The following is a 20277-nucleotide window of genomic DNA, read 5'->3' as shown; positions in this document are numbered from 1 at the left end:
GTGAGCACACCCACCGCGGGAGCCCGACCCGACGAGGTACGCAGGCACAACAGGACGGCGCTGCTGCGCCGACTGCACGTCGACGGGCCCTCCACCAGGGCGTCGCTCGCGGCTGAGCTGGGCCTCAACCGCAGCACGATCAAAGCCCTGGTGGACGGCCTGGCCGAATCCGGCGTGGTGGCCGAACGGGTGCCGGCGCAGCGCTCCGGCGCCGGCCGCCCGTCGCTGCTGGTGCTGCCGCAGCCGCAGGCGGCCGTCGTCATGGCCATCGACATCCGCGTGGAGCAGGTGGCGATGGCCATGGTGGGGCTCGGCGGCGACATCCTCGGCCGGGACTCGTGGAACCTGCACCACCGCACCCGCGACCCCGGCGAGGTGATCACGCACATCGCCGACTCGGCCAAGCTCCTGGCCGACGAGCTGGACGTCAGCGCGGTCGGGGTGGGCGTCTCCGTGCCCGGCGTGGTGCGCCGCTCCGACGGGCTCGTGCACGAGGCGCCCAACCTGCACTGGACCGACGTCGCGCTGGGCGACCGGCTGTCGTCGGTGCTCAAGGTCCCCGTCCAGGTCGGCAACGACGCCGAGCTGGGCGCCCTGGCCGAACACGTGCGCGGCGCGGCCCGCGGCGCGTCCGACATGGTCTACATCTCCGCCGACGTCGGCATCGGCGGCGGCGTCATCTCCAGCGGCCGCCCGCTGCGCGGCACCGGCGGCTACGTCGGCGAGCTGGGGCACATGGTGGTCCGCCCCGGCGGCCGGCGCTGCTACTGCGGCTGCCACGGCTGCTGGGAGACCGAGGTGGGCGAGGCGGCCCTGTGCCGGGCACTGGCGCTGCCCGAGGACGCGCCGCGCGGCACCGTGGTGGCGGAGCTGCGGTCGCTGGCCGGGTCGCCGGACAGCGTCGCGCACCGGCTGGGGGAGTTCACCGAGTGGCTCGCCATGGGCCTGATCACCGTGGTGAACATGCTCGGGCCGGAGCTGGTGGTGCTGGGCGACCTGTTCACCGCCCTGCCGGAGTCGCTGGTGGACCAGCTGCGGCACAGCGTGCAGAAGCGCTCGCTGGTGTCCCGGGCGGTCGGCGGCACCCGCATCGTCTCCTCGCCGCTGGGCCGCGACGCGAAGCTCGTCGGCGCGGCCGAACTGGCCTTCGAGCCGGTGCTGGACGACATCTGACCCGACGCGGGGCGTCCCGCGCGCCCGGGTCCCTTCCCGGTGGCCGCGCGGGGCGTCCCGCATCGTCGCGCTCCGCCCGAGGTGGTTTTCCCTGCGGGAACCGCCGGCGTTCACGTCCCGTGTCGCCGGCCGCACGGTGCGTGCGCCCACCGGAAAAATGAGGGGGGCGGGGATCCTCGTCGGATCCCCGCCCCGGACGGCTAGGGTGCTACGGGTCCTTTGCCGGGACCCGTGGTGTTCAGCCCTGCTGCAACTCGGCAGCGAGCTCGCGCAGCTTGCTGCTGTGCTCCCGGGCGTGGTGCCCGCAGAACAGCAGCTCGCCCCCGGAGGGGAGCACGGCGCGAACCTGGGCAGCAGCCCCGCAGCGGTCGCAGCGGTCGGCAGCGGTCAACGCGGGGCGGGTGAGCGTGGTAGTCATGGAAATCTCCCTCCGTCCCGGCACCGGGGATCGGTGCCCTCACACCTAGCTGCGACCACTTCGCATCTGGCGGGTGCGCCGTGTTCGCTGCTTCCACTCTTGCAGACGCACGGGCGTAAGTCAGTGTTCCCTGGGTCGTGGCGACCCGCGTCACTCCCCATTTACCCGGCGCCCGGGTGGTCGGAACCTGCCTCTTGCGCCGGTTCGCCCGGCCCGCGCTCACGTTCCGCTGTCGTGTCAACGGATTTCCGACCTGCGAATACGGCGTTCGACGCACGTCCGTTGCTCCGGAAGGTGGGCGTCGCGGGGCCCGCGATGTGATCGGTAACACTTTGGTCAGCCCAGAGCGAACACGGGTCCGGGTTCCACGATCCGGACATGATCCGTCCGGTTCACGGACCGTTCTCCGGCCCGCCGGAGGTCGCCCGACCACCGGACCGCCCGCCGATCCGCCCCGCCAACGGACCGCTCCGCCGACGAGCCGCCCAACCCGTGAGGCCGCCCCGCCGACGAGCCGCCCAGGCCGCCGTAGGGCCGCCCGACCGACACGCCGCCCCGCCGAGGGCCGCCCGCTGCGGGACCCCGGCTACGAGCCTCCCGGACCGCCGTAGGGCGCGGACGCCGTAGGGCCCGTGCGGACGCCTGTCAGCGGCGCAGGGCGGTGCGGACGCCGTGAGGCGGCGCGGGGGAGGGCGGTGCGGTGCGGTGCGGGGGAGGGTGCGCACAAGCCCGGGACCCCCCGACCGCGTGGGTCGAGGGGTCCCGGGGGAAGTGCTCAGTCCAGGTAGTCGCGCAGCACCTGGGACCGCGACGGGTGCCGCAGCTTCGACATCGTCTTCGACTCGATCTGCCGGATCCGCTCCCGCGTCACGCCGTAGACCTGGCCGATCTCGTCCAGCGTGCGCGGCTGGCCGTCGGTGAGGCCGAACCGCAGCCGCACCACGCCCGCCTCGCGCTCCGACAGCGTCGCCAGCACCGACTGGAGCTGGTCCTGCAACAGCGTGAACGACACCGCGTCCACGGCCACCACGGCCTCGGAGTCCTCGATGAAGTCGCCGAGCTGGCTGTCGCCCTCGTCGCCGATCGTCTGGTCCAGCGAGATGGGCTCCCGGGCGTACTGCTGGATCTCCAGCACCTTCTCCGGGGTGATGTCCATTTCCTTGGCCAGCTCCTCCGGCGTGGGCTCGCGGCCCAGGTCCTGGAGCAGCTCGCGCTGGATGCGACCCAGCTTGTTGATGACCTCGACCATGTGCACCGGGATGCGGATGGTGCGGGCCTGGTCGGCCATCGCGCGGGTGATCGCCTGGCGGATCCACCACGTCGCGTACGTGGAGAACTTGTAGCCCTTGGTGTAGTCGAACTTCTCCACCGCGCGGATCAGGCCGAGGTTGCCCTCCTGGATCAGGTCCAGGAACGCCATGCCGCGACCCGTGTACCGCTTGGCGAGCGACACGACCAGGCGGAGGTTCGCCTCCAACAGGTGGTTCTTGGCCCGCTCGCCGTCCCGCACGATCCACCGCAGGTCGCGGCGCAGCTGCGGGGTCAGCTTCTCCTGCTCGTCCTCGGCGCGGCGCACCCGCTCGGCGGCGTAGAGGCCGGCCTCGATGCGCTTGGCGAGCTCGACCTCCTCCTCCGCGTTGAGCAGGGCGACCTTGCCGATCTGCTTGAGGTAGGCGCGGACCGAGTCGGCCGAGGCGGTCAGCTCGGCGTCCTTGCGGGCCTGCCGCAGGGCCTCCGACTCCTCCTCGTCCCAGACGAAGTCGCCCTCGCCGGGCTTGGCCTCCTCCTCGGCGGGCTCCTCCTCGACCGGCTCGTCGATCAGTTCGACGTCGTCGACCAGGTCTTCGGCGTCCGGGGCGACCTCGAGGTCGTCGGGCTCGTCGCCGTCCTTCTTCACCTTGCCGGGCGCGGCGGCCGCGGCCTTGGCGGCCGTCTTGCGCGGCGCCCGCGTTGCCGTCTTGCCCGACGCGGCGGTCTTCGCCGCCGGCTTCTTGGCCGGGGCCTTCCTCGCCGAGGTGGCCTTGGGCGTCTCCTCGGCGTCAGCCTTAGCTGCCTGAGTCGTCTTCGCGGCTGCCACGTACGCCCTTTCGCGACTGTCGATCAAGGCCGACCGAAGGGCGCGAACCTCGGTCGCCTGAGTACGGGGGATCCCCCGCCGGATCGTTCGTCAGCGGGGCACCGTTCCATTGTAACGACGAGAATCGCGTGCCGTTGCCCCCCGGCGTCATCCGAGACGTTCCGGCACGCGTTCCCGCAGGTCGGGCGAGGGTGAATTCAGTGCCGCAGGCCCTGCGCGGCGGCCACGGCGGCGCCGACGATGCCCGCGTCGTTCTTCAGCGCGGCGGCCACCACCTCGGTGCGCACCTCCAGCAGCGGGAGCCACTTCTCGGCCTTCTTGCTGACCCCGCCGCCCGCGATGACCAGGTCCGGCCAGATCAGGTTCTCCAGGACGTTGATGTAGCGCGACACGCGGGGCGTCCACTCGGCCCAGGTCAGGCCCTTGTCCTCCTTCACCGAGGCGGCCGCGCGCTTCTCCGCGTCGTGCCCGTCGACCTCCAGGTGGCCGAACTCGGTGTTGGGGACGAGCCGGCCGTCCAGGAACAGGGCGCTGCCGATGCCCGTGCCGAACGTCAGCAGCACCACCAGGCCGTCCCGGTCGACACCGGAACCGAACCGCATCTCGGCGATGCCGGCGGCGTCGGCGTCGTTGAGGACGACGACCTGGTCCTTGGGCCGGCCGAGGCGTTCGGCGAACAGCGCGGCGGCGTCCGTGCCGATCCACGCCTTGTCCACGTTGGCGGCGGAGTGCGCGACACCGTGCTTCACCACGCACGGCAGGGTGACGCCCACGGGACCGTCCCAGTTGAACTTCTCGACGATCTCGGCGACCACGTCGGCGACCGCGTCCGGCGTCGACGGCTGCGGCGTGGTGATGCGCAGGCGCTCACCGTCCAGTGCCCCCGCTTCGAGGTCCACGAGACCGCCCTTGATGCCGGAACCGCCGATGTCCACGCCGAACCCGCGGGTCATGCCCATCCCCGTGGCCCTTCCTACTCGATTCAGTAACCGTGGCCGCAGACATTAGCCTGCGGTTCTCCGATAGTCCCGTGAGAGTGACGCAGGAGGAACAGTTGCGTTTCGATCCGCGCTCATTGGTCGACGTCGCCGTGCTCGTGGCCCGGGAGGCCGGCGAGCTGGCCGTGGCCACGCGCGAAGCCGCCGTGACCGATGTCGACACCAAGAGCAGCATCACCGACGTGGTGACCGCGGCCGACCGCGCGTGCGAGCGGCTGGTCCGGCGGCGGCTGGCCGAGCTGCGGCCCGGCGAGCCGGTGATCGGGGAGGAGGAGGGCGGCAGCGCCGCCGTGGAGGGCCTGACCTGGGTCGTCGACCCGATCGACGGCACCGTGAACTACCTGTACGGCATCCCCCACTACGCCGTGTCGGTCGCCGCGCAGGTCGACGGCGAGTCGGTGGCGGGCGCGGTGGTCGAGCCGGCGAGCGGCCGCGTGTGGACGGCGGCGCGCGGCGGCGGGGCGTGGCTGGACGGGCGGCGGCTGGCGGTTTCCGACGTCACCCGGCTGGACGTGTCCCTCCTGGGTTACGGCTTCGCCTACCGGGCCGAGCGGCGGCAGCGGCAGGCGGACGCGTGGGCCGGGCTGGCGACCCGCGTGCGGGACATGCGGCGGGCCGGCGCGGCGTCGCTGGACCTGTGCGCGGTGGCGGCGGGCCGGCTGGACGCCTACGCCGAGCACGGCCTGAACCGGTGGGACTGGGCGGCGGGCGCGTTGCTGGCCGCCGAGGCGGGGGCCGTCGTCCACCTGCCGGGTGAATCTCCGGAGCTGGGCGCGGACGTCACCTTCGCCGCCGCGCCGGGCATCGCCGACGCCCTGTTCACCGCCCTGGTCGAAGCGGGCTTCGCCAAGGTCTGACCCGTGTGTCGAACCGCCGGGCCCCGTGTGTCGAACCTCCAGGACCCCCGAATTCCCCATCCGGAACGTGGAACTCACAGGTCCTGAACGTTCGACACACGGGCGCTGGAGGTTCGACACACGGGTGTGGCCGGTCAGCACTGGACGTCGCGCGCGCCCTTGACGTGCTCCGGGTTCAGCGACAGCGGCGTGCCGCCCTCGGCTGCCTGACCGCCCTGTCGCTCGGGCTGCTGCGCCGCCCACTCGGCGAGCTGGTCGAGCACCTTGCGGGCGTCGCTGTTCGGCTTCACCTCGCTGAACTTCTGCCCGATCGCCACGTCCACCGTCGCGTCCTGCCGCTCGTCGCGCACCAGCTCCAGGCACGGCTCCACCAGGCTCAACGTCCGCGCCGCGCCCGCGCCGGGCGCGCCGAAGCGGATCTGGCCGCGGCAGCTCATGTCCTGCGCCGGGTACACCGGGTCGTTGTCCGGCTCGGCCGCCTGCTTCATGCCCAGCTCGGCCAACGTCGTCGCGACGAACCGCGCCTGGTTGCGCTGGGTGCTCGCGTTGAACACCCGGAACTGCACCTCGCCGACCGGCACCGGGTCGGTGCGGTCCAGCGCGTCGTGCGCGAGCACCGTGCCCAACGCCGGGGTCGGCTCGGCCGCCGGCGCGGCGGGCGCGCCCGGGGACGGCGACGGCGCGCCGCCGGGCGGGTTGCACCGGATCGCCGCGTCCACGTCGCCCGCCTCCGACAGCACGCGGTTCCACACCACCACCGTGGTCACGGCGAGCACCAGGAAGAGGACGAGCGCCGGCCACGGCCGCCGCTTCCGGTACCGCGTCGACCCGCTGCTCCCCGTACCGGGTCCCACGTCCGTCGACCTCCCCTGGGCCAGTGTTGACAGTGATCAGGCTAGGCCGCGTCCCGCGGTCCCGCGTCTCGGGCCGGGTTGTCGCGGGGCGCGATCACCCGGTCGCGGACGGTCATCGCCCTGGTCGGGCGGTGGAGCACGGGAGCGGCGGGTGAGTGGTGCGCGTCCCAGCCTATCCGGCCAGCGTGGGAAGGGCCTGTCACCCGTCTGCTCAATTAGGGGGAACCCGCTGCGCGACCCCCGGATCAATGAGCTACCCTCTCGGCGCTCCGCGCACCGCCGGACACCGGAAGCGTCGACGAACAGGGGGTTGGCGCCCGGCCGCACGAGCGAGACCTCCGTCACTGGGGACGGGGGCACAAACAGGGGCGCTGGTGCGTTAACCAGCGACACGAACAGTCTCCGTTGACCGCAGGGGTGAAAGAAGTATGGCGACCGACTACGACGCACCGCGTCGCAGCGAGGCGGACGAACTCGCTGAGGACTCCCTCGAGGAGCTGAAGGCGCGGCGCAACGAAACGCAGTCCGGGGTCGTCGACATCGACGAGGACGCGACCGCCGAGAACTTCGAGCTGCCGGGCGCCGACCTGTCCGGTGAGGAGCTGACGTTCAAGGTCCTGCCGAAGCAGGCGGACGAGTTCACGTGCTCGAAGTGCTTCCTGGTGCACCACCGCAGCAGGCTGGCCGAGGAAGTCAACGGCCAGTACATCTGCCGCGACTGCGCCTGACGCACGGCCGCGCACGAACCCGCACGACCACCACCGATCCGAGTCCCACCGAGCAGACCGACACCTACGACCAGACCGGGGCGCTCACCCTTTCCGCCGGGGGTGGCGCCCGGTCGCCGTGGCGGCGCGGTGCCGCGCCCGCCGCCGGGAGCGGTCACCGCGCGCGCAGCACGGCCGCCAGCTCCTCCGCGGAACGCACGCTGAACAGCCAGTACGGCGTCGGGTCCGCCGGGTCGCGCAACTCGACCCGGACCATCGGCCCGACCCACCCCCGGTGCGTGACGAACGCCGCCGGGTCCAGGTTGGGCCCCATCGCCCGCCGCTTCTCCTTCGCGTCGAACACCTCGACCTCGCCGAGCAGCTCCAGCGGCACGTGCGCCGCGCCGACCCGCAGCTCGCCGCCGGACACCTCGACCTTCGCCGAACCCATCCGCACGATCAGCAGCACGGCCAGCGGCACCGTGATCAGGTACGGCAGCCACGACCGCACGCCGGGGAACCCCATGTGGATCTCCGCGGCCAGCAGCGCGGCCGCGGCCAGCGGCAGCGGCCAACCCCACCAGGGCACGTACAACCGCTCGCGGAACGCGATGGGGGCGGTCACAGCAGTCTCGCTCACGCCCCCAGGGTAGTCTCGCGCGCCGTGCCCAGCGTCGAGGTCCTGCTGTCCCGGCTCGATCCTGCCGTCCCGCCCCCGGCCTACGCCCGACCGGGTGATGCCGGCGCGGACCTGGTGACGACCACCGACGTGGTGATCGAACCGGGGGAGCGCGCGGTGGTCGGCACGGGCATCGCGATCGCCCTGCCCGAGGGGTACGCGGGGTTCGTGCACCCCCGGTCCGGCCTGGCCGCGCGCGTCGGCCTGAGCGTGGTCAACACCCCGGGCACGATCGACGCGGGCTACCGGGGCGAGATCAAGGTGTGCCTGGTGAACCACGACCTGCGGGAACCCGTCGTGTTGTCGCGCGGCGACCGGATCGCCCAGCTGGTGGTGCAGAAGGTGGAACACGCGGTGTTCCGCGAAGTCGACGAGCTGCCCGACTCCGTGCGCGGTGCGGGAGGCTACGGCTCTACTGGCGGGCACGACGTGCTCGCCCGGACGGAGGGGTGAAGGCGATGTTCGGAAAGCGCCGCAAGCGCGGTAGGCACTCCGCGAACCGGGGGACGGCGCAACCCGAGGTCGAGTTCGACGACGTCGAGGACGTCGAGGACGGGCCGTTCGACTCCTCGCGCGCGCCCGACGACGGGCTGAACCGGCTCGACCTGGGCTCGATCCGGCTGCCCGTGCCCGACGGCGCGCAGCTGCAGGTGCAGCTGGACGACAAGGGCGCGGTGCACGCGGTCAACCTGCTGACCACCGTCGGGCAGCTCACCGTCAGCGCGTTCGCCGCGCCCCGGTCCGACCGGCTGTGGCCGGAGGTCAGCGGCGAGATGATCGCCCAGTTCAAGTCCGACGGCTTCCGGATCCTCCGGGAGAACGGCGAGTGGGGCGAGGAGATCACCGCCCGCAACAACGAGGTGCACCTGCGGGTGGTCGGGGTGGACGGCCCCCGGTGGATGCTGCGCGGCATCGCGGCGGCCCCCACCGAGGAGCAGGGCCTGCGGGCGACCGAAGCCCTGTACGCGGTCATGCGCGGCACGGTCGTGGTGCGCGGCGACCAGCCGATGCCGGTGCGCACGCCGCTGCCGATCGAGCTGCCCGAGGCCATCGCCCGGCACATCCAGGCCCAGCAGCAGCAGGGCTAGCGTCCGGTCCGCCCCGCCCGCCCGGGGTCGGAGGCGGCGGCGTCGAGGTAGGCGTCGAGCGCGGCGCGGCCCAGGGACTCCCGGTCCGCGCCCAGCTCGGCCAACGTCGTCGTGCGCAGAGAGGCACGAGGCAGCGCCCCTACCCACTCCCGAGCGACCTCGACCGGGTGAACGGGGTCGTCGGTGCACGCCGCGACCCCCACCGGCACGGCGAGCCCGCGCAGCTCGGCGAGCGTCGGGGCCGCCGACCCGGCCGCCTCCAGCAGCGCCCCCTCCAGCCGCGCGCCGTACCGGGGCCAGGCCCGCCGCAGCTCCGCGCCCAGCCACCCGTCCACGCCCGCCAGCGCGGCCTCCGGGCCCGCCGTCCCCACCAGCGCGGCGCTGGCCCGCGCCGCCGCCGCGGCCGGCGCGCCACCCGCGTCCCCGTGCCACGCGGGCAGCGCCACCAGCAGCCCCGCGCACCGCTCGGGGTGGCGGACCGCCCACGCCGCCGCCACGTGCGCGCCGAGCGAGACGCCGCCCACGACCAGCGGCGTGCCGCCCCAGGCCGTGTCCAGCGCCGCCACGTGCCCCCGCACGTCCCGCGACGCGGGCGTGACCAGCGCCATCCCGGCGTCGGCCAGCGGACCGGCGAAGACGGAGGCGACGAACACCTCGTCGGACGCGGTGCCCGGCAGCAGAACGGCGCGTGACGATCGCATGGCGTCAGATCCTCCCCCAGTCGGATACCCGTTCGAGTGCACCCGGTTACGCTGGCTGTTGGACGGGCTTCGTCGTCGAGGCCCCGCGCATTCCATGGAGTCGGGGATGACTGGTACTGGGGGTGGCTACTGGCGCCGCCTCGTGCGTCGGCTGACCACCGACGTGAGCGAGTTGGACGCCGACGACCTGTCCCGAAAAGTCGAGGCCGTCGGGGCCGTCCGCGCGTGCGACTGCAAGTCCGGTCAGGAGGTGACGGTGTTGGGCAGGCTGCGCAGCGTGGAGCTGTGCCCGCGGGACGCCGCCGCCACGCTGGAGGCCGAGCTGTACGACGGCACCGAGGGCGTGACGCTGGTCTGGCTGGGCCGGCGCCGGATCGCCGGGATCGAGCCGGGCCGCACCATCAAGGCCAAGGGCAGGATCGCGGTGCGGGACGGGCGCAAGGTGCTCTACAACCCCTACTACGAGTTGCAGAACGCTTCATGACCCAAGCGAACGAGTCCGAGAAGCAGCCCACGATGCTGGAGCAGATGGGCGGCGTCAGCGGCCTGCTGTTCTCCTCGTTGCCGGTCGTGGTGTTCGTGCTGGTCAACGCGTTCGCCGGGCTGATGCCGGCGATCTGGAGCGCGCTGGCGTCGGCCGTGGTGATCGGCATCGTGCTGGCCCTGCGCAAGGGCTCGGTGCAGCCGGCGGTCTCGGCGGTGTTCGGCGTGGGCATCGCCGCGTTCATCGCCTACCGGACCGGCGACGCCAAGGGCTTCTTCCTGTTCGGCATCTGGCAGAGCCTCGTCTACGGCGGCGTGTTCCTGCTGTCGATCGCCGTCCGGTGGCCGCTGGCCGGGGTGATCTGGTCGTTCCTCAACGGCCAGGGCACGGCGTGGCGGCGGGACCGGGCGAGCGTCCGGGACTACGACATCGCCACGCTGGTCTGGGCGCTGGTGTTCTGCTCCCGGTTCGTGGTGCAGCGGTGGCTGTACGACGAGGCGTCGGTGGGCTGGCTGGCGGCCGCGCGCCTGGCCATGGGCTACCCGCTGATGGCGGTGGCGCTGGTCGTCACGGTGTGGGCCGTGCGGCGGTCGGACAAGCGCCTGAAGGCCACCCTCGCCCGCGAGGAGGAGGAGAACCGGGCGGCCGAGGAGCGGCTCCGCGCCCAGGCCGAGGCCCGGGGCGAGCGCAACATCTACGACGAGCTGCTCGACGCCTCCACCGACCAACGCCCCGAGACCGCGCGGGCCGACGACCGGTAGGCCCTGCCGCGCCGGGCGACCGACCGGCCGCCACGCCTCGGCTCGAACGCCTCACCTCGACCGCACCGCACCGAACTCACCGCGCCGAACGCGCCGCAGGGGTCCCCGCCCAGGGGACCCCTGCTTTTATTCTGCCGGCGACCACCGACGAAACCGGTCACCCGCGCACGCCGAAACCGGCCGTGACCAGCCACGACCGCACTTATCCACAACCACGCCACCCATCGGCCACCCAACCCGCCGCCCACACCGCCCGGCCTCATACCGCCCGGTCTCCACACCGCTTGGTCCCCGCACCGCCCGGCCTCGCACCGACAGCGCCAGCCCACCTCGGCCATCCCGCCCCCACCGGCGACCCCGGGCGCGAACGCTTCGGGAACCCGTCGCCGGACCACCCGCCCGAGCCCCGCCCGGACCCCACGCCCAACACCCCCACGCCCAACACCCCCGCGCCCGACCACCCCGAGCCCCCGCCCGGCCGGTGCGCGTCCGGTCAGTACCCGAGCGCCGACCGGATCTCGCGCTCCACGTCCGCCGCCGCCACGAACAGCAGCTCGTCGCCACCCTCCAGCGTGTCGTCCGGCGTCGGCACGATCACCCGACCGCCCCGCAGGATGGTCACCAGCGCGGCGTCACGCGGCAGCGCCAGGCCGTTCACCGGCGACCCCGCCAGCGGCGTGTCACCCGGAAGCGTGATTTCCACCAGGTTCGCCTGACCCTGGCGCAACGTCATCAGCCGCACCACGTCCCCGACCGTCACCGCCTCCTCCACCAGCGCGGACAGGATGCGCGGCGTCGACACGGCCACGTCCACCCCCCACGACTCGGTGAACAGCCACTCGTTGGCCGGGTCGTTCACCCGCGCCACCACGCGCCGCACCGCGAACTCCGTCTTGGCCAGCAGCGACACGACCAGGTTGACCTTGTCGTCACCGGTCGCGGCGATCACCACGTCGCACAGCTGCATGCCCGCGTCCTCCAGCGAGGACAGCTCGCACGCGTCCGCCTGCACCCATTCGGCCTGCTCCACGGTGTGCGGCTCGAAGTGCGCCCGGTCCCGCTCGATCAGCATGACCTGGTGCCCGTCGGCCACCAGCTCCGCCGCGATGGACCGGCCCACCGCACCGGCACCCGCAATCGCGATCCGCACTCAGCTCTCCTCGGGCGCGTGGGCCGCGGCCGCGGCCACATCGGTCACGGTGCCGGACAGGGCGGCCACGTACACCTGGTCGTCCGCCTGCAGCACGGTCTTCGAATCGGGCAGCACACCGGTGCCGAACCGCATCACGAACGCCACCCGGCACCCCGTGGCCTCCTGCAGGTCGCGCACGGTGCGCCCGACCCAGTCCTCGTGCAGCCCCAGCGGCAGGACGGCCACGCTGCCCGACGGGTCGCGCCACGCCGTGGCCGTGCCCTCGGGCAGCAGCATCCGCAGGAAGCGGTCGGTGGACCAGGGCACGGTCGCCACGGTCGGGATGCCCAGCCGCTCGTACACCGCGGCGCGCTTCTCGTCGTAGATGCGGGCGACCACCGCCTCCACCCCGAACGTCTCCCGGGCCACCCGCGCCGAGATGATGTTGGAGTTGTCGCCGCTGGACACGGCCGCGAACGCGCCCGCCCGCTCGATACCCGCCTCGATCAGCACCTTCTGGTCGAAACCGTTGCCGACGACCTGCTGACCGTGGAAGTCGGAGCCCAGCCGGCGGAAGGCCTGGCCGTCCTTGTCGATCACCGCGACCTGGTGGCCCAGGCGCTCCAGGGCCTTGGCCAGGGACGAGCCCACCCGGCCGCAGCCCATGATCACCACGTGCACGAAAGCCTCCTGAACGTTCTCCACGGAGAACCTACCCACGATTACTCCGACCAGGGGAGGACACCCCTTACGCTTTCGACCCGTGTCCAAGCTCGCAACCGCGGCCAAGCGCCTCCTCGTCGGCAGGCCCTTCCGCAGCGATCGCCTAGCCCACACCCTGCTGCCCAAGCGCATCGCCTTGCCGGTCTTCGCCTCGGACGCGATGTCGAGCGTGGCCTACGCACCCGAGGAGATCTTCCTCGTGCTGTCGGTGGCGGGTCTGTCGGCCTACGCGCTGGCCCCGTGGGTCGGCGTCGCGGTGGTGGTCGTGATGCTCACGGTCGTCGCGAGCTACCGGCAGAACGTGCACGCCTACCCCTCCGGCGGCGGGGACTACGAGGTCGCCACGGTCAACCTGGGCCGCCGCGCGGGCCTCACGGTGGCGAGCGCCCTGCTGGTCGACTACATCCTCACGGTCGCCGTCTCCATCTCCTCCGCCGCCGCGAACATCGGCTCGGCCATCCCGTTCGTCGCCACCCACAAGGCCGAGTTCGCGGTCGCCGCGATCGTCCTCCTCACCGCGATCAACCTGCGCGGCATCCGCGAGTCCGGCAGCGCGTTCGCCATCCCGACGTACGCGTTCATGGTCGGCGTGCTCCTGATGATCGGCTACGGCCTGTTCCGGGGCTTCGTCCTGGGCGACGAGATGCGCGCCGAGAGCGCCGGCTTCGAGCTGCGGGCCGAGGACGACCACCTGGTCGGCCTGGCGTTCGTGTTCCTCGTCCTGCGGGCCTTCTCCTCCGGCAGCGCCGCGCTGACCGGCGTCGAGGCCATCAGCAACGGCGTGCCCGCGTTCCGCAAGCCGAAGTCGCGCAACGCGGCGACCACGCTGCTCATGATGGGTCTCATCGCGGTCACCATGCTCATGGGCCTGATCGTGCTGGCCCAGCTCACGGGCGTGAAGATGGCCGAGCACCCGGACCACCAGCTCGTCAACGCGCCGCCCGGCTACGAGCAGAAGACCATGGTCGCCCAGATCGCCGGGGCGGTGTTCGACGGCTTCCCGGTCGGCTTCTTCTTCATCACCGTCGTCACCGCGCTGATCCTCGTGCTGGCCGCCAACACCGCGTTCAACGGGTTCCCGGTGCTCGGCTCGATCCTCGCCCAGGACCGCTACCTGCCCCGCCAGCTGCACACCCGCGGCGACCGGCTCGCGTTCAGCAACGGCATCCTGTTCCTCGCCGGCGCGGCGATCCTGCTGGTCATCGCCTTCGACGCCGAGGTCACCCGGCTGCTCCAGCTCTACATCGTGGGCGTGTTCGTGTCGTTCACGATGAGCCAGACCGGCATGGTCCGGCACTGGAACCGGCTGCTCGCGACCGAGGAGGACCCCACCGCGCGGCGGCGGATGCGCCGGTCCCAGGCGATCAACGCGTTCGGCCTGGCGCTCACCGCGTCGGTGCTGGTCGTGGTCCTGATCACCAAGTTCACCAAGGGCGCGTGGATCGCCATCGCCGCGATGGCCGCCCTGTACGCGCTGATGACGGCCATCCGCCGGCACTACGACCGGGTCGCCGAGGAGCTGCGCCAGCAGGAGCGGCAGAAGCTGCTGCCCGCCCGCAACCACGCCATGGTGCTCGTCTCCAAGCTCCACATGCCGACCCTGCGCGCCCTGGCGTACGCCAAGGCCACCCGGCCCGACATCCTGGAGGCCGTCACGGTGAACGTGGACGACGGCGACACCCGCCGGCTCGTGCGCGACTGGGAGAAGGAGAACTTCAAGGTGCCGCTCAAGGTGATCGAGTCGCCCTACCGCGAGATCACCAAACCGGTCCTGGACTACGTCAAGCGGGTCCGGTCGGACAACCCGCGCGACGTGGTCACGGTGTTCATCCCGGAGTACGTCGTCGGCCACTGGTGGGAGCAGTTCCTGCACAACCAGAGCGCGCTGCGGCTCAAGGGCCGGCTGCTGTTCCAGCCCGGCGTGATGGTGACGAGCGTGCCCTGGCAGCTCGCCTCGTCGTCGAAGGTGACCGACCGGGACGACGGCGTCGCGCCCGGCGCGATCCGGCGCGGCCTCGACAAGCGCGGCCGCGAGGACCGGGGGAGCGGCAGGTGACGGCGACGTGGGAGCGGCGGCTCATCGAGGTCGAGGTCGGCGCGGTCGCCCACGGCGGGCACTGCGTGGCCCGGCACGAGGGCCGCGTCGTGTTCGTCCGGCACGCGCTGCCCGGCGAACGCGTCATCGTCCGGATCACCGAGGACACCGGCGGCTCCTACTGCCGCGGTGACGCCGTCGAGGTGCTGGAGGCGTCGCCGGACCGCGTCACGCCGCCGTGCCCGTTCGCCGGGCCGGGGCTGTGCGGCGGCTGCGACTGGCAGCACGCGTCCTGGGACGCCCAGCGCGAGCTGAAGGCCGCCGTCGTGGCCGAGCAGCTCCACCGCCTGGCCGGGATCGACCGGGAGGTCGTCGTCGAGGCGCTGCCCGGCGGCCCCGAGGACTGGCGCACCCGCGTCCGCATGGCCGTCGGCCCGGACGGCCGCGCCGGGTTCCGCGCCCACCGCAGCCACCGCGTCATCCCGGTCGACCACTGCGTCATCGCCGTCCCGGGCGCGCTGGACCACGCCGTGGACCGCCGCTGGCCGCCGAAGTCCGAGCTGGTCATCACCCGCGACGCGGACGGGCGGTCGCACCTGGTCGAGATCGGCCCGCCGGTCGTGCGCCGGGGCCGCCCCGTGCCGGGACCGTCCCGGCGGCGCGAGGGCAGCGGCACCGCCACCGAACGGGCCGCCGGCCGCACCTGGAACCTCCGCGCCGACGGCTTCTGGCAGGTCCACCCGGCCGCCGCCGACACCTTCGCCGAGGTCGTGGGCGCGTGGGCCGACTGCCGACCCGGCGACCGCGCCTGGGACCTCTACGGCGGCGTCGGACTGTTCGCCTCCGTGCTCGCCGACCAGGTCGGACCGGACGGCGACGTCGCCGTGGTCGAGTCCTCGCCCGGGGCCGTCGCCGACGGCCGGCGCACCCTCGCCGACCTGCCCCAGGTCTCCTGGCACCCCGGCCGCACCGAGGACGTGCTCGCGTCACCCGGCTTCACCGACTCCCCGCCCGACGTCGTCGTCCTGGACCCGCCCCGCAAGGGCGCGGGCAAGGCCGTCGTCACCGCCATCGCCCGCACCGGCCCCCGCCGTGTGGTGTACGTCGCGTGCGACCCGGCCGCCCTCGCCCGCGACGTCGCCGAATTCGCCGCGCACGGCTACGAGTTGGCCCAGCTCAGAGCATTCGACGCGTTCCCCATGACGCACCACGTCGAATGCGTCGCGCTCCTGCGGCCCGCTCGCTGAGCGGCGTCCCAGCCAGTGGTCCGTAGACTGACCGGACGAGTCGGGGACCCGAACCACAGGGCGAGGTGGAGCGAGTGACGCTGCTGGAATCCGTGCACGGACCGGCGGATCTGAAACGTCTGGGGGCCGAGGAGCTGGTTCGGCTCGCCGAGGAGATCCGGCGCTTCCTGGTCGACAAGGTCTCCCGGACCGGCGGGCACCTCGGCCCCAACCTGGGGGTCGTCGAGCTGACCATGGCCGTGCACCGGGTCTTCGACTCGCCGCACGACTCGATCGTGTTCGACACCGGCCACCAGAGCTACGTCCACAAGATCCTCACCGGCCGCCGCGACGGCTTCGACACGCTGCGCCAGAAGGGCGGCCTCTCCGGCTACCCCTCCCGCTCCGAGAGCGAGCACGACGTCGAGGAGAACAGCCACGCCTCGACCGCCCTCTCCTACGCCGACGGCCTCGCCAAGGCCTACCAGCTCGGCGGCCAGCGCCGGCACGTCGTCGCGGTCGTCGGCGACGGCGCCCTCACCGGCGGCATGTGCTGGGAGGCGCTGAACAACATCGCCTCCGGCACGGACCGCCCCGTCGTCATCGTCGTCAACGACAACGGCCGCTCCTACTCGCCCACCATCGGCGGGCTGGCCGACCACCTGTCGTCGCTGCGCCTGCAACCCGGCTACGAGCGCGCCCTGGAACGCGGCCGCACCGCCCTGCAGGGCACCCCGTTCGTCGGCAAGCCCCTCTACGCCGCCCTGCACGCGGCCAAGCGCGGCATCAAGGACGCCCTCAGCCCGCAGGCCATGTTCGAGGACCTCGGCCTCAAGTACATCGGCCCCGTCGACGGCCACGACACCGCCGCCCTGGAATCGGCGCTGCGCCGCGCCAAGTCCTTCGGCGGACCGGTCATCGTCCACACCGTCACCCGCAAGGGCAACGGCTTCGCGCCCGCCGAGAACCACGAGGCCGACCAGATGCACGCCACCGGCGTCATCGACCCCATCACCGGGGAGAACATCGGCCCGTCCAAGCGCACCTGGACCCACGTCTTCGCCGACGAACTCGCCACCCTGGGCGGCGAGCGGCCCGACCTGGTCGCCATCACCGCCGCCATGCGCGGCCCGACGGGCCTGGACAAGTTCGCGGGCCTCTACCCCGACCGCTGCTTCGACGTCGGCATCGCCGAACAACACGCCATGACCTCCGCCGCCGGCCTCGCCATGGGCGGCATGCACCCCGTCGTGGCGATCTACGCGACCTTCCTCAACCGGGCGTTCGACCAGCTCCTGATGGACGTCGCCATGCACAAGCAGGGCGTCACCGTCGTCCTCGACCGCGCCGGCATCACCGGCCCCGACGGCGCGTCCCACCACGGCATGTGGGACCTGTCCATCTGCGGCCTCATCCCCGGCATCCGCGTCGCCGCCCCCCGCGACGCCGCCTCGCTGCGCGAGGAACTCCGCGAAGCCGTCCGCGTCCCCAACGCCCCGACCGTCATCCGCTACCCGAAGGCGTCCGTGGGCCCCGACCTGCCCGCCCTCGACCGCGTCGGCACCGTCGACGTCCTGCACCGCTCCGGCACCGACGTCCTCCTCGTCACCGTCGGCGCGTTCGGCGAACTGGGCCTCGCCGCCGCCCAACGCCTCGCCGACCAGGGCATCGGCGTCACCGTCGTGGACCCCCGCTGGGTCTTCCCGGTCCCGGCCGAGCTGGTCGCCCTGGCCGCCGACCACCGCCTCGTGGTCACCGTCGAGGACGGCGGCCGCCACGGCGGCTTCGGCTGGGCCCTCGCCGCCGCCCTGCGCGACGCCGAGGTCGACACCCCGCTGCGCGACCTGGCCATCCCCCAGGCGTTCCACGAGCACGGCGAACGCGCCGAAGTCCTCGCCGACCTCGGCCTGACCGCCCAGGACGTCTCCCGCCGCATCACCGAGTGGGTCGTCGCCACCGAGAACCACACCCGGCTGAGCGCGACCGCCGAGAAGTAACCACCAGGGCACGGCCGGTGCGGCCCTCCGCACACAGGAGGGCTTCGTGTCATCCCGCCGACCTGGCCCTGCCCAACCACACGTGTCAAGGGGGCACTTCCGGCCTCACCGCACTTGAGGCCGGAACCGCCCCCTTGACGCGTGTGGTTGCCCTTGTGGAGGTCGGCGGGATGACACGAAACCCGGACCCACGACGCCACCGCACCGGCCCGCCCAACCCCGTCATCCTGCTGATCTGCCCGTCCGGCGAGGACGCTTTTCGCCCTTCCCCACCCCGACAGCCGCACGCTAAGCCGCTTCTCAGGGATGTGTGGCACCTTTGTGGTGTGCGGATCCTGGTAGTCGAGGACGAGGTGCCGCTGGCCGACGCGATCGCGCGCGGCCTGCGGCGCGAAGGTATGGCGGTCGACGTGGCCTACGACGGCGAGACCGGCCACGAGAAGTCGACCGTGACCCGGTACGACGTGGTCGTGCTCGACCGAGACCTGCCCGGCATGTCCGGCGACGAGCTGTGCAAGGAGATCCTCAGCTCCGGGGCCCTGACCAGGGTCATGATGCTGACCGCCAGCGCCGGCGTGGACGACCGCGTCGCCGGCCTGTCCCTCGGGGCCGACGACTACCTGGCCAAGCCGTTCGCGTTCCCCGAGCTGGTCGCCCGCGTCCGCGCCCTCGCCCGCCGCGCCACCCCGGCCACCCCGCCGCTGCTCACCGCCCGCGACGTCGAGCTGGACCCGGCCCGCCGCACGGTGCGCCGCGCCGGCCAGCCCGTCGAGCTGACCCGCAAGGAGTTCGGCGTCCTGGAGGTCCTGCTCGCCGCCAAGGGGTCGGTGGTCTCCAGCGAGGAACTGCTCGAACGCGTGTGGGACGAGAACGCCGACCCGTTCACCACCACCGTCCGCGTCACCGTCATGACGCTGCGCAAGAAGCTGGGTGAACCGGGCATCATCGACACGGTGGTCGGCTCCGGCTACCGCGTGCCCACCGCGGGCTCCACCGAGGAAGGCCCACGCTGAACCCAGAGCTGGCCCGCAGGCGCGGACCCGGGCTGCGCACGCGGCTCACCCTCCTCGCGACCGGCCTGGTCGCGTTCGTCAGCGGTCTGCTGCTCCTGCTCGGCTGGCTCCTCGTCGGCCGGGTCATCGCCTCGTCGCCCCGCTTCGCCGAGGGCAGCACCGTCATCGTCGACGGACGTGAGGTCGACGCCGGGGCCTTGATGGACCTGCTCGGCGAGCAGGCCCGCGACGACGTGCTGCGGTCCGGCTCCATCGCGTTCCTGTGCGTCGTCGCCGCGGCGGCCCTGCTCGCCTGGACCATCACCGGGCGCGTGCTCCAACCCGTCCACGACGTGACCGACGCGGCGCGCCGCCTCTCCGCCGAGTCGCTCGGCGAACGGCTGCGCCTGGACGGCCCCCGCGACGAGGTCGCCGAGCTGGCCGACACGTTCGACGCCATGCTCGACCGGCTGCAGGCCGCGTTCGAGTCGCAGCGGCGGTTCGTCGCCAACGCCTCCCACGAGCTGCGCACGCCCCTGGCCGTGATCCGGACCGAGCTGGACGTGACGCTCGCCGACCCGGACGCCGACGCCGAGGAGCTGCGGCGCATGGCAGGTGTGGTGCGTGGCGCGACCGAACGGGCCGAACAGCTGGTCAGCGCCCTGCTCCTGCTCGCCCGCACGGACGGGCTCGGGCTCGCCGTGCGGGAGCCGGTCGACCTGAACGCCGTGGTGGAGTCCGCGTGGCGGGCCGCCCGCCCGGAGGCGGAGGAGCGCCGGTTGCGCGTGTCGTTCCTGACCGCTCCCGCACCCGCGGTCGGCGACCCGGCGTTGCTGGAGCGGATCGCGGGGAACCTGCTGGAGAACGCCGTGCGGCACAACGTGCCCGGCGGGTGGATCGAGGTGCGCACCGAGGGCGGGCCCGAGTGGACCGTGCTGCGGGTGTCGTCGTCCGGGCAGGTCATCGCGCCCGACCGGGTGGACGAGCTGTTCGAGCCGTTCCGCCGGGGTGGCACCGACCGGACCGCGCGCACCGGCACCGGCCTCGGGCTGTCCATCGTGCGTGCCGCCGTCGCCGCCCACGAGGGCCAGGTGCACGCCTCGGCGGTGCCCGGCGGCGGCCTGTCGGTGGTCGTGCACCTGCCGTCCACGCCGCAGGGAAAACTCGTCTGAGTGGCCCCGGTCACACATGATCCGGTTTGAGGGTCCGCGCAGGGGGTACTACCTGCGGAGACGTGCCCCTGGACCCCCGATTTGTCTCCGCGTTGGACGGGGTGTAACTTTCTCTCTGCCAGCGCGGAACGGGCCGGAGAGAGACCGGAACGGAGCGCGGCGGACAACAAGCCCCGGATCGAATCACTGAAGTGATGAGTGAC

20 protein-coding genes are annotated in these 20277 nt (G+C 72.9%); 12 read left to right on the top strand and 8 right to left on the bottom strand.

Annotated features, from left to right (window positions below):
• Window positions 1-1173 carry an ROK family protein gene (locus ACWEFJ_RS34935; RefSeq protein ID WP_378093271.1) on the top strand — a complete coding sequence of 391 codons (1173 nt, stop codon included), beginning with the start codon at window positions 1-3 and terminating at the stop codon, window positions 1171-1173.
• Between the two features lie 238 nt (window positions 1174-1411).
• Here ACWEFJ_RS34935 and ACWEFJ_RS34930 read toward each other — a convergent pair whose 3' ends face one another.
• The 3 genes from ACWEFJ_RS34930 to ppgK all read right to left on the bottom strand — a co-directional run bounded on the left by ACWEFJ_RS34930 (window position 1412) and on the right by ppgK (window position 4627).
• On the bottom strand, window positions 1412-1591 hold the full coding sequence (locus ACWEFJ_RS34930; RefSeq protein WP_378098226.1) for a DUF7455 domain-containing protein: 180 nt from the start codon (window positions 1589-1591) through the stop codon (window positions 1412-1414).
• A 775-nt stretch (window positions 1592-2366) separates the two neighbouring features.
• Window positions 2367-3668: an RNA polymerase sigma factor gene (locus tag ACWEFJ_RS34925; protein ID WP_378098223.1), complete on the bottom strand. Its 1302-nt coding sequence runs from the start codon at window positions 3666-3668 to the stop codon at window positions 2367-2369.
• 197 nt (window positions 3669-3865) lie between these two features.
• Window positions 3866-4627 (bottom strand): polyphosphate--glucose phosphotransferase, encoded by a 762-nt coding sequence (gene ppgK / locus ACWEFJ_RS34920; protein ID WP_378098220.1) that lies wholly within the window; start codon window positions 4625-4627, stop codon window positions 3866-3868.
• 95 nt (window positions 4628-4722) lie between these two features.
• Here ppgK and ACWEFJ_RS34915 point away from each other — a divergent pair, with 95 nt between their 5' ends.
• Entirely contained in the window at window positions 4723-5523 is an 801-nt protein-coding gene (locus tag ACWEFJ_RS34915; protein WP_378098217.1) for an inositol monophosphatase family protein, read from the top strand.
• Between the two features lie 134 nt (window positions 5524-5657).
• Here the strand turns inward: ACWEFJ_RS34915 and cei are convergent, their stop codons facing one another.
• Window positions 5658-6377, bottom strand: a complete 720-nt coding sequence (gene cei / locus ACWEFJ_RS34910) for an envelope integrity protein Cei (protein WP_378098082.1) — start codon at window positions 6375-6377, stop codon at window positions 5658-5660.
• Between the two features lie 428 nt (window positions 6378-6805).
• On the opposite strand from cei, the gene ACWEFJ_RS34905 reads away from it, so the two are divergent.
• Window positions 6806-7105, top strand: coding sequence for a DUF4193 domain-containing protein (locus ACWEFJ_RS34905; RefSeq protein ID WP_053717171.1), 300 nt, complete (start codon window positions 6806-6808; stop codon window positions 7103-7105).
• A 154-nt stretch (window positions 7106-7259) separates the two neighbouring features.
• Here ACWEFJ_RS34905 and ACWEFJ_RS34900 read toward each other — a convergent pair whose 3' ends face one another.
• Window positions 7260-7724 (bottom strand): DUF3093 domain-containing protein, encoded by a 465-nt coding sequence (locus tag ACWEFJ_RS34900; RefSeq protein ID WP_378098079.1) that lies wholly within the window; start codon window positions 7722-7724, stop codon window positions 7260-7262.
• A gap of 24 nt (window positions 7725-7748) precedes the next feature.
• Here ACWEFJ_RS34900 and dut point away from each other — a divergent pair, with 24 nt between their 5' ends.
• Together dut and ACWEFJ_RS34890 are read left to right on the top strand one after the other, a co-directional pair.
• The gene (gene dut, locus ACWEFJ_RS34895; protein ID WP_378098076.1) at window positions 7749-8216 is read left to right on the top strand and encodes a dUTP diphosphatase; all 468 of its coding nucleotides are present in this window, start codon (window positions 7749-7751) and stop codon (window positions 8214-8216) included.
• A gap of 5 nt (window positions 8217-8221) precedes the next feature.
• Window positions 8222-8851, top strand: coding sequence for a DUF3710 domain-containing protein (locus ACWEFJ_RS34890; RefSeq protein ID WP_449716359.1), 630 nt, complete (start codon window positions 8222-8224; stop codon window positions 8849-8851).
• Here the strand turns inward: ACWEFJ_RS34890 and ACWEFJ_RS34885 are convergent.
• On the bottom strand, window positions 8848-9552 hold the full coding sequence (locus tag ACWEFJ_RS34885; RefSeq protein ID WP_449716358.1) for an alpha/beta fold hydrolase: 705 nt from the start codon (window positions 9550-9552) through the stop codon (window positions 8848-8850). The genes ACWEFJ_RS34890 and ACWEFJ_RS34885 overlap by 4 nt on opposite strands.
• A gap of 106 nt (window positions 9553-9658) precedes the next feature.
• Here ACWEFJ_RS34885 and ACWEFJ_RS34880 point away from each other — a divergent pair, with 106 nt between their 5' ends.
• The gene (locus tag ACWEFJ_RS34880) at window positions 9659-10036 is read left to right on the top strand and encodes an OB-fold nucleic acid binding domain-containing protein (RefSeq protein WP_378098068.1); all 378 of its coding nucleotides are present in this window, start codon (window positions 9659-9661) and stop codon (window positions 10034-10036) included.
• Entirely contained in the window at window positions 10033-10797 is a 765-nt protein-coding gene (locus tag ACWEFJ_RS34875; protein ID WP_378098066.1) for a DUF3159 domain-containing protein, read from the top strand. The genes ACWEFJ_RS34880 and ACWEFJ_RS34875 overlap by 4 nt, the downstream gene beginning before the upstream one ends.
• A gap of 493 nt (window positions 10798-11290) precedes the next feature.
• Here ACWEFJ_RS34875 and ACWEFJ_RS34870 read toward each other — a convergent pair whose 3' ends face one another.
• A complete protein-coding gene (locus tag ACWEFJ_RS34870) occupies window positions 11291-11947 on the bottom strand; it encodes a potassium channel family protein (protein ID WP_378097466.1) in 657 nt (218 codons plus the stop codon).
• Complete coding sequence (locus ACWEFJ_RS34865; RefSeq protein WP_378097463.1) at window positions 11948-12634, bottom strand: potassium channel family protein; 687 nt, start codon at window positions 12632-12634, stop codon at window positions 11948-11950. It abuts the gene before it with no gap.
• A 58-nt stretch (window positions 12635-12692) separates the two neighbouring features.
• Here ACWEFJ_RS34865 and ACWEFJ_RS34860 point away from each other — a divergent pair, with 58 nt between their 5' ends.
• The 5 genes from ACWEFJ_RS34860 (at window position 12693) to ACWEFJ_RS34840 (ending at window position 20074) form a co-directional block, all read left to right on the top strand.
• Window positions 12693-14708, top strand: coding sequence for an APC family permease (locus tag ACWEFJ_RS34860; RefSeq protein ID WP_378097460.1), 2016 nt, complete (start codon window positions 12693-12695; stop codon window positions 14706-14708).
• Window positions 14705-15934: a class I SAM-dependent RNA methyltransferase gene (locus ACWEFJ_RS34855; protein ID WP_449716357.1), complete on the top strand. Its 1230-nt coding sequence runs from the start codon at window positions 14705-14707 to the stop codon at window positions 15932-15934. Before ACWEFJ_RS34860 ends, ACWEFJ_RS34855 begins: the two co-directional genes overlap by 4 nt.
• Before the next feature lie 74 nt (window positions 15935-16008).
• Window positions 16009-17910, top strand: coding sequence for a 1-deoxy-D-xylulose-5-phosphate synthase (dxs, locus tag ACWEFJ_RS34850; RefSeq protein ID WP_449716356.1), 1902 nt, complete (start codon window positions 16009-16011; stop codon window positions 17908-17910).
• Between the two features lie 326 nt (window positions 17911-18236).
• Window positions 18237-18923: a response regulator transcription factor gene (locus tag ACWEFJ_RS34845; RefSeq protein ID WP_378097451.1), complete on the top strand. Its 687-nt coding sequence runs from the start codon at window positions 18237-18239 to the stop codon at window positions 18921-18923.
• A 200-nt stretch (window positions 18924-19123) separates the two neighbouring features.
• The gene (locus tag ACWEFJ_RS34840; RefSeq protein ID WP_449716355.1) at window positions 19124-20074 is read left to right on the top strand and encodes a sensor histidine kinase; all 951 of its coding nucleotides are present in this window, start codon (window positions 19124-19126) and stop codon (window positions 20072-20074) included.
• Window positions 20075-20277 lie beyond the last annotated feature (203 nt).

The organism is Actinosynnema sp. NPDC004786, from assembly GCF_053601135.1.
Note: the sequence above shows the minus strand (reverse complement) of the source record. Positions and strands in the feature narration are given on the sequence as shown.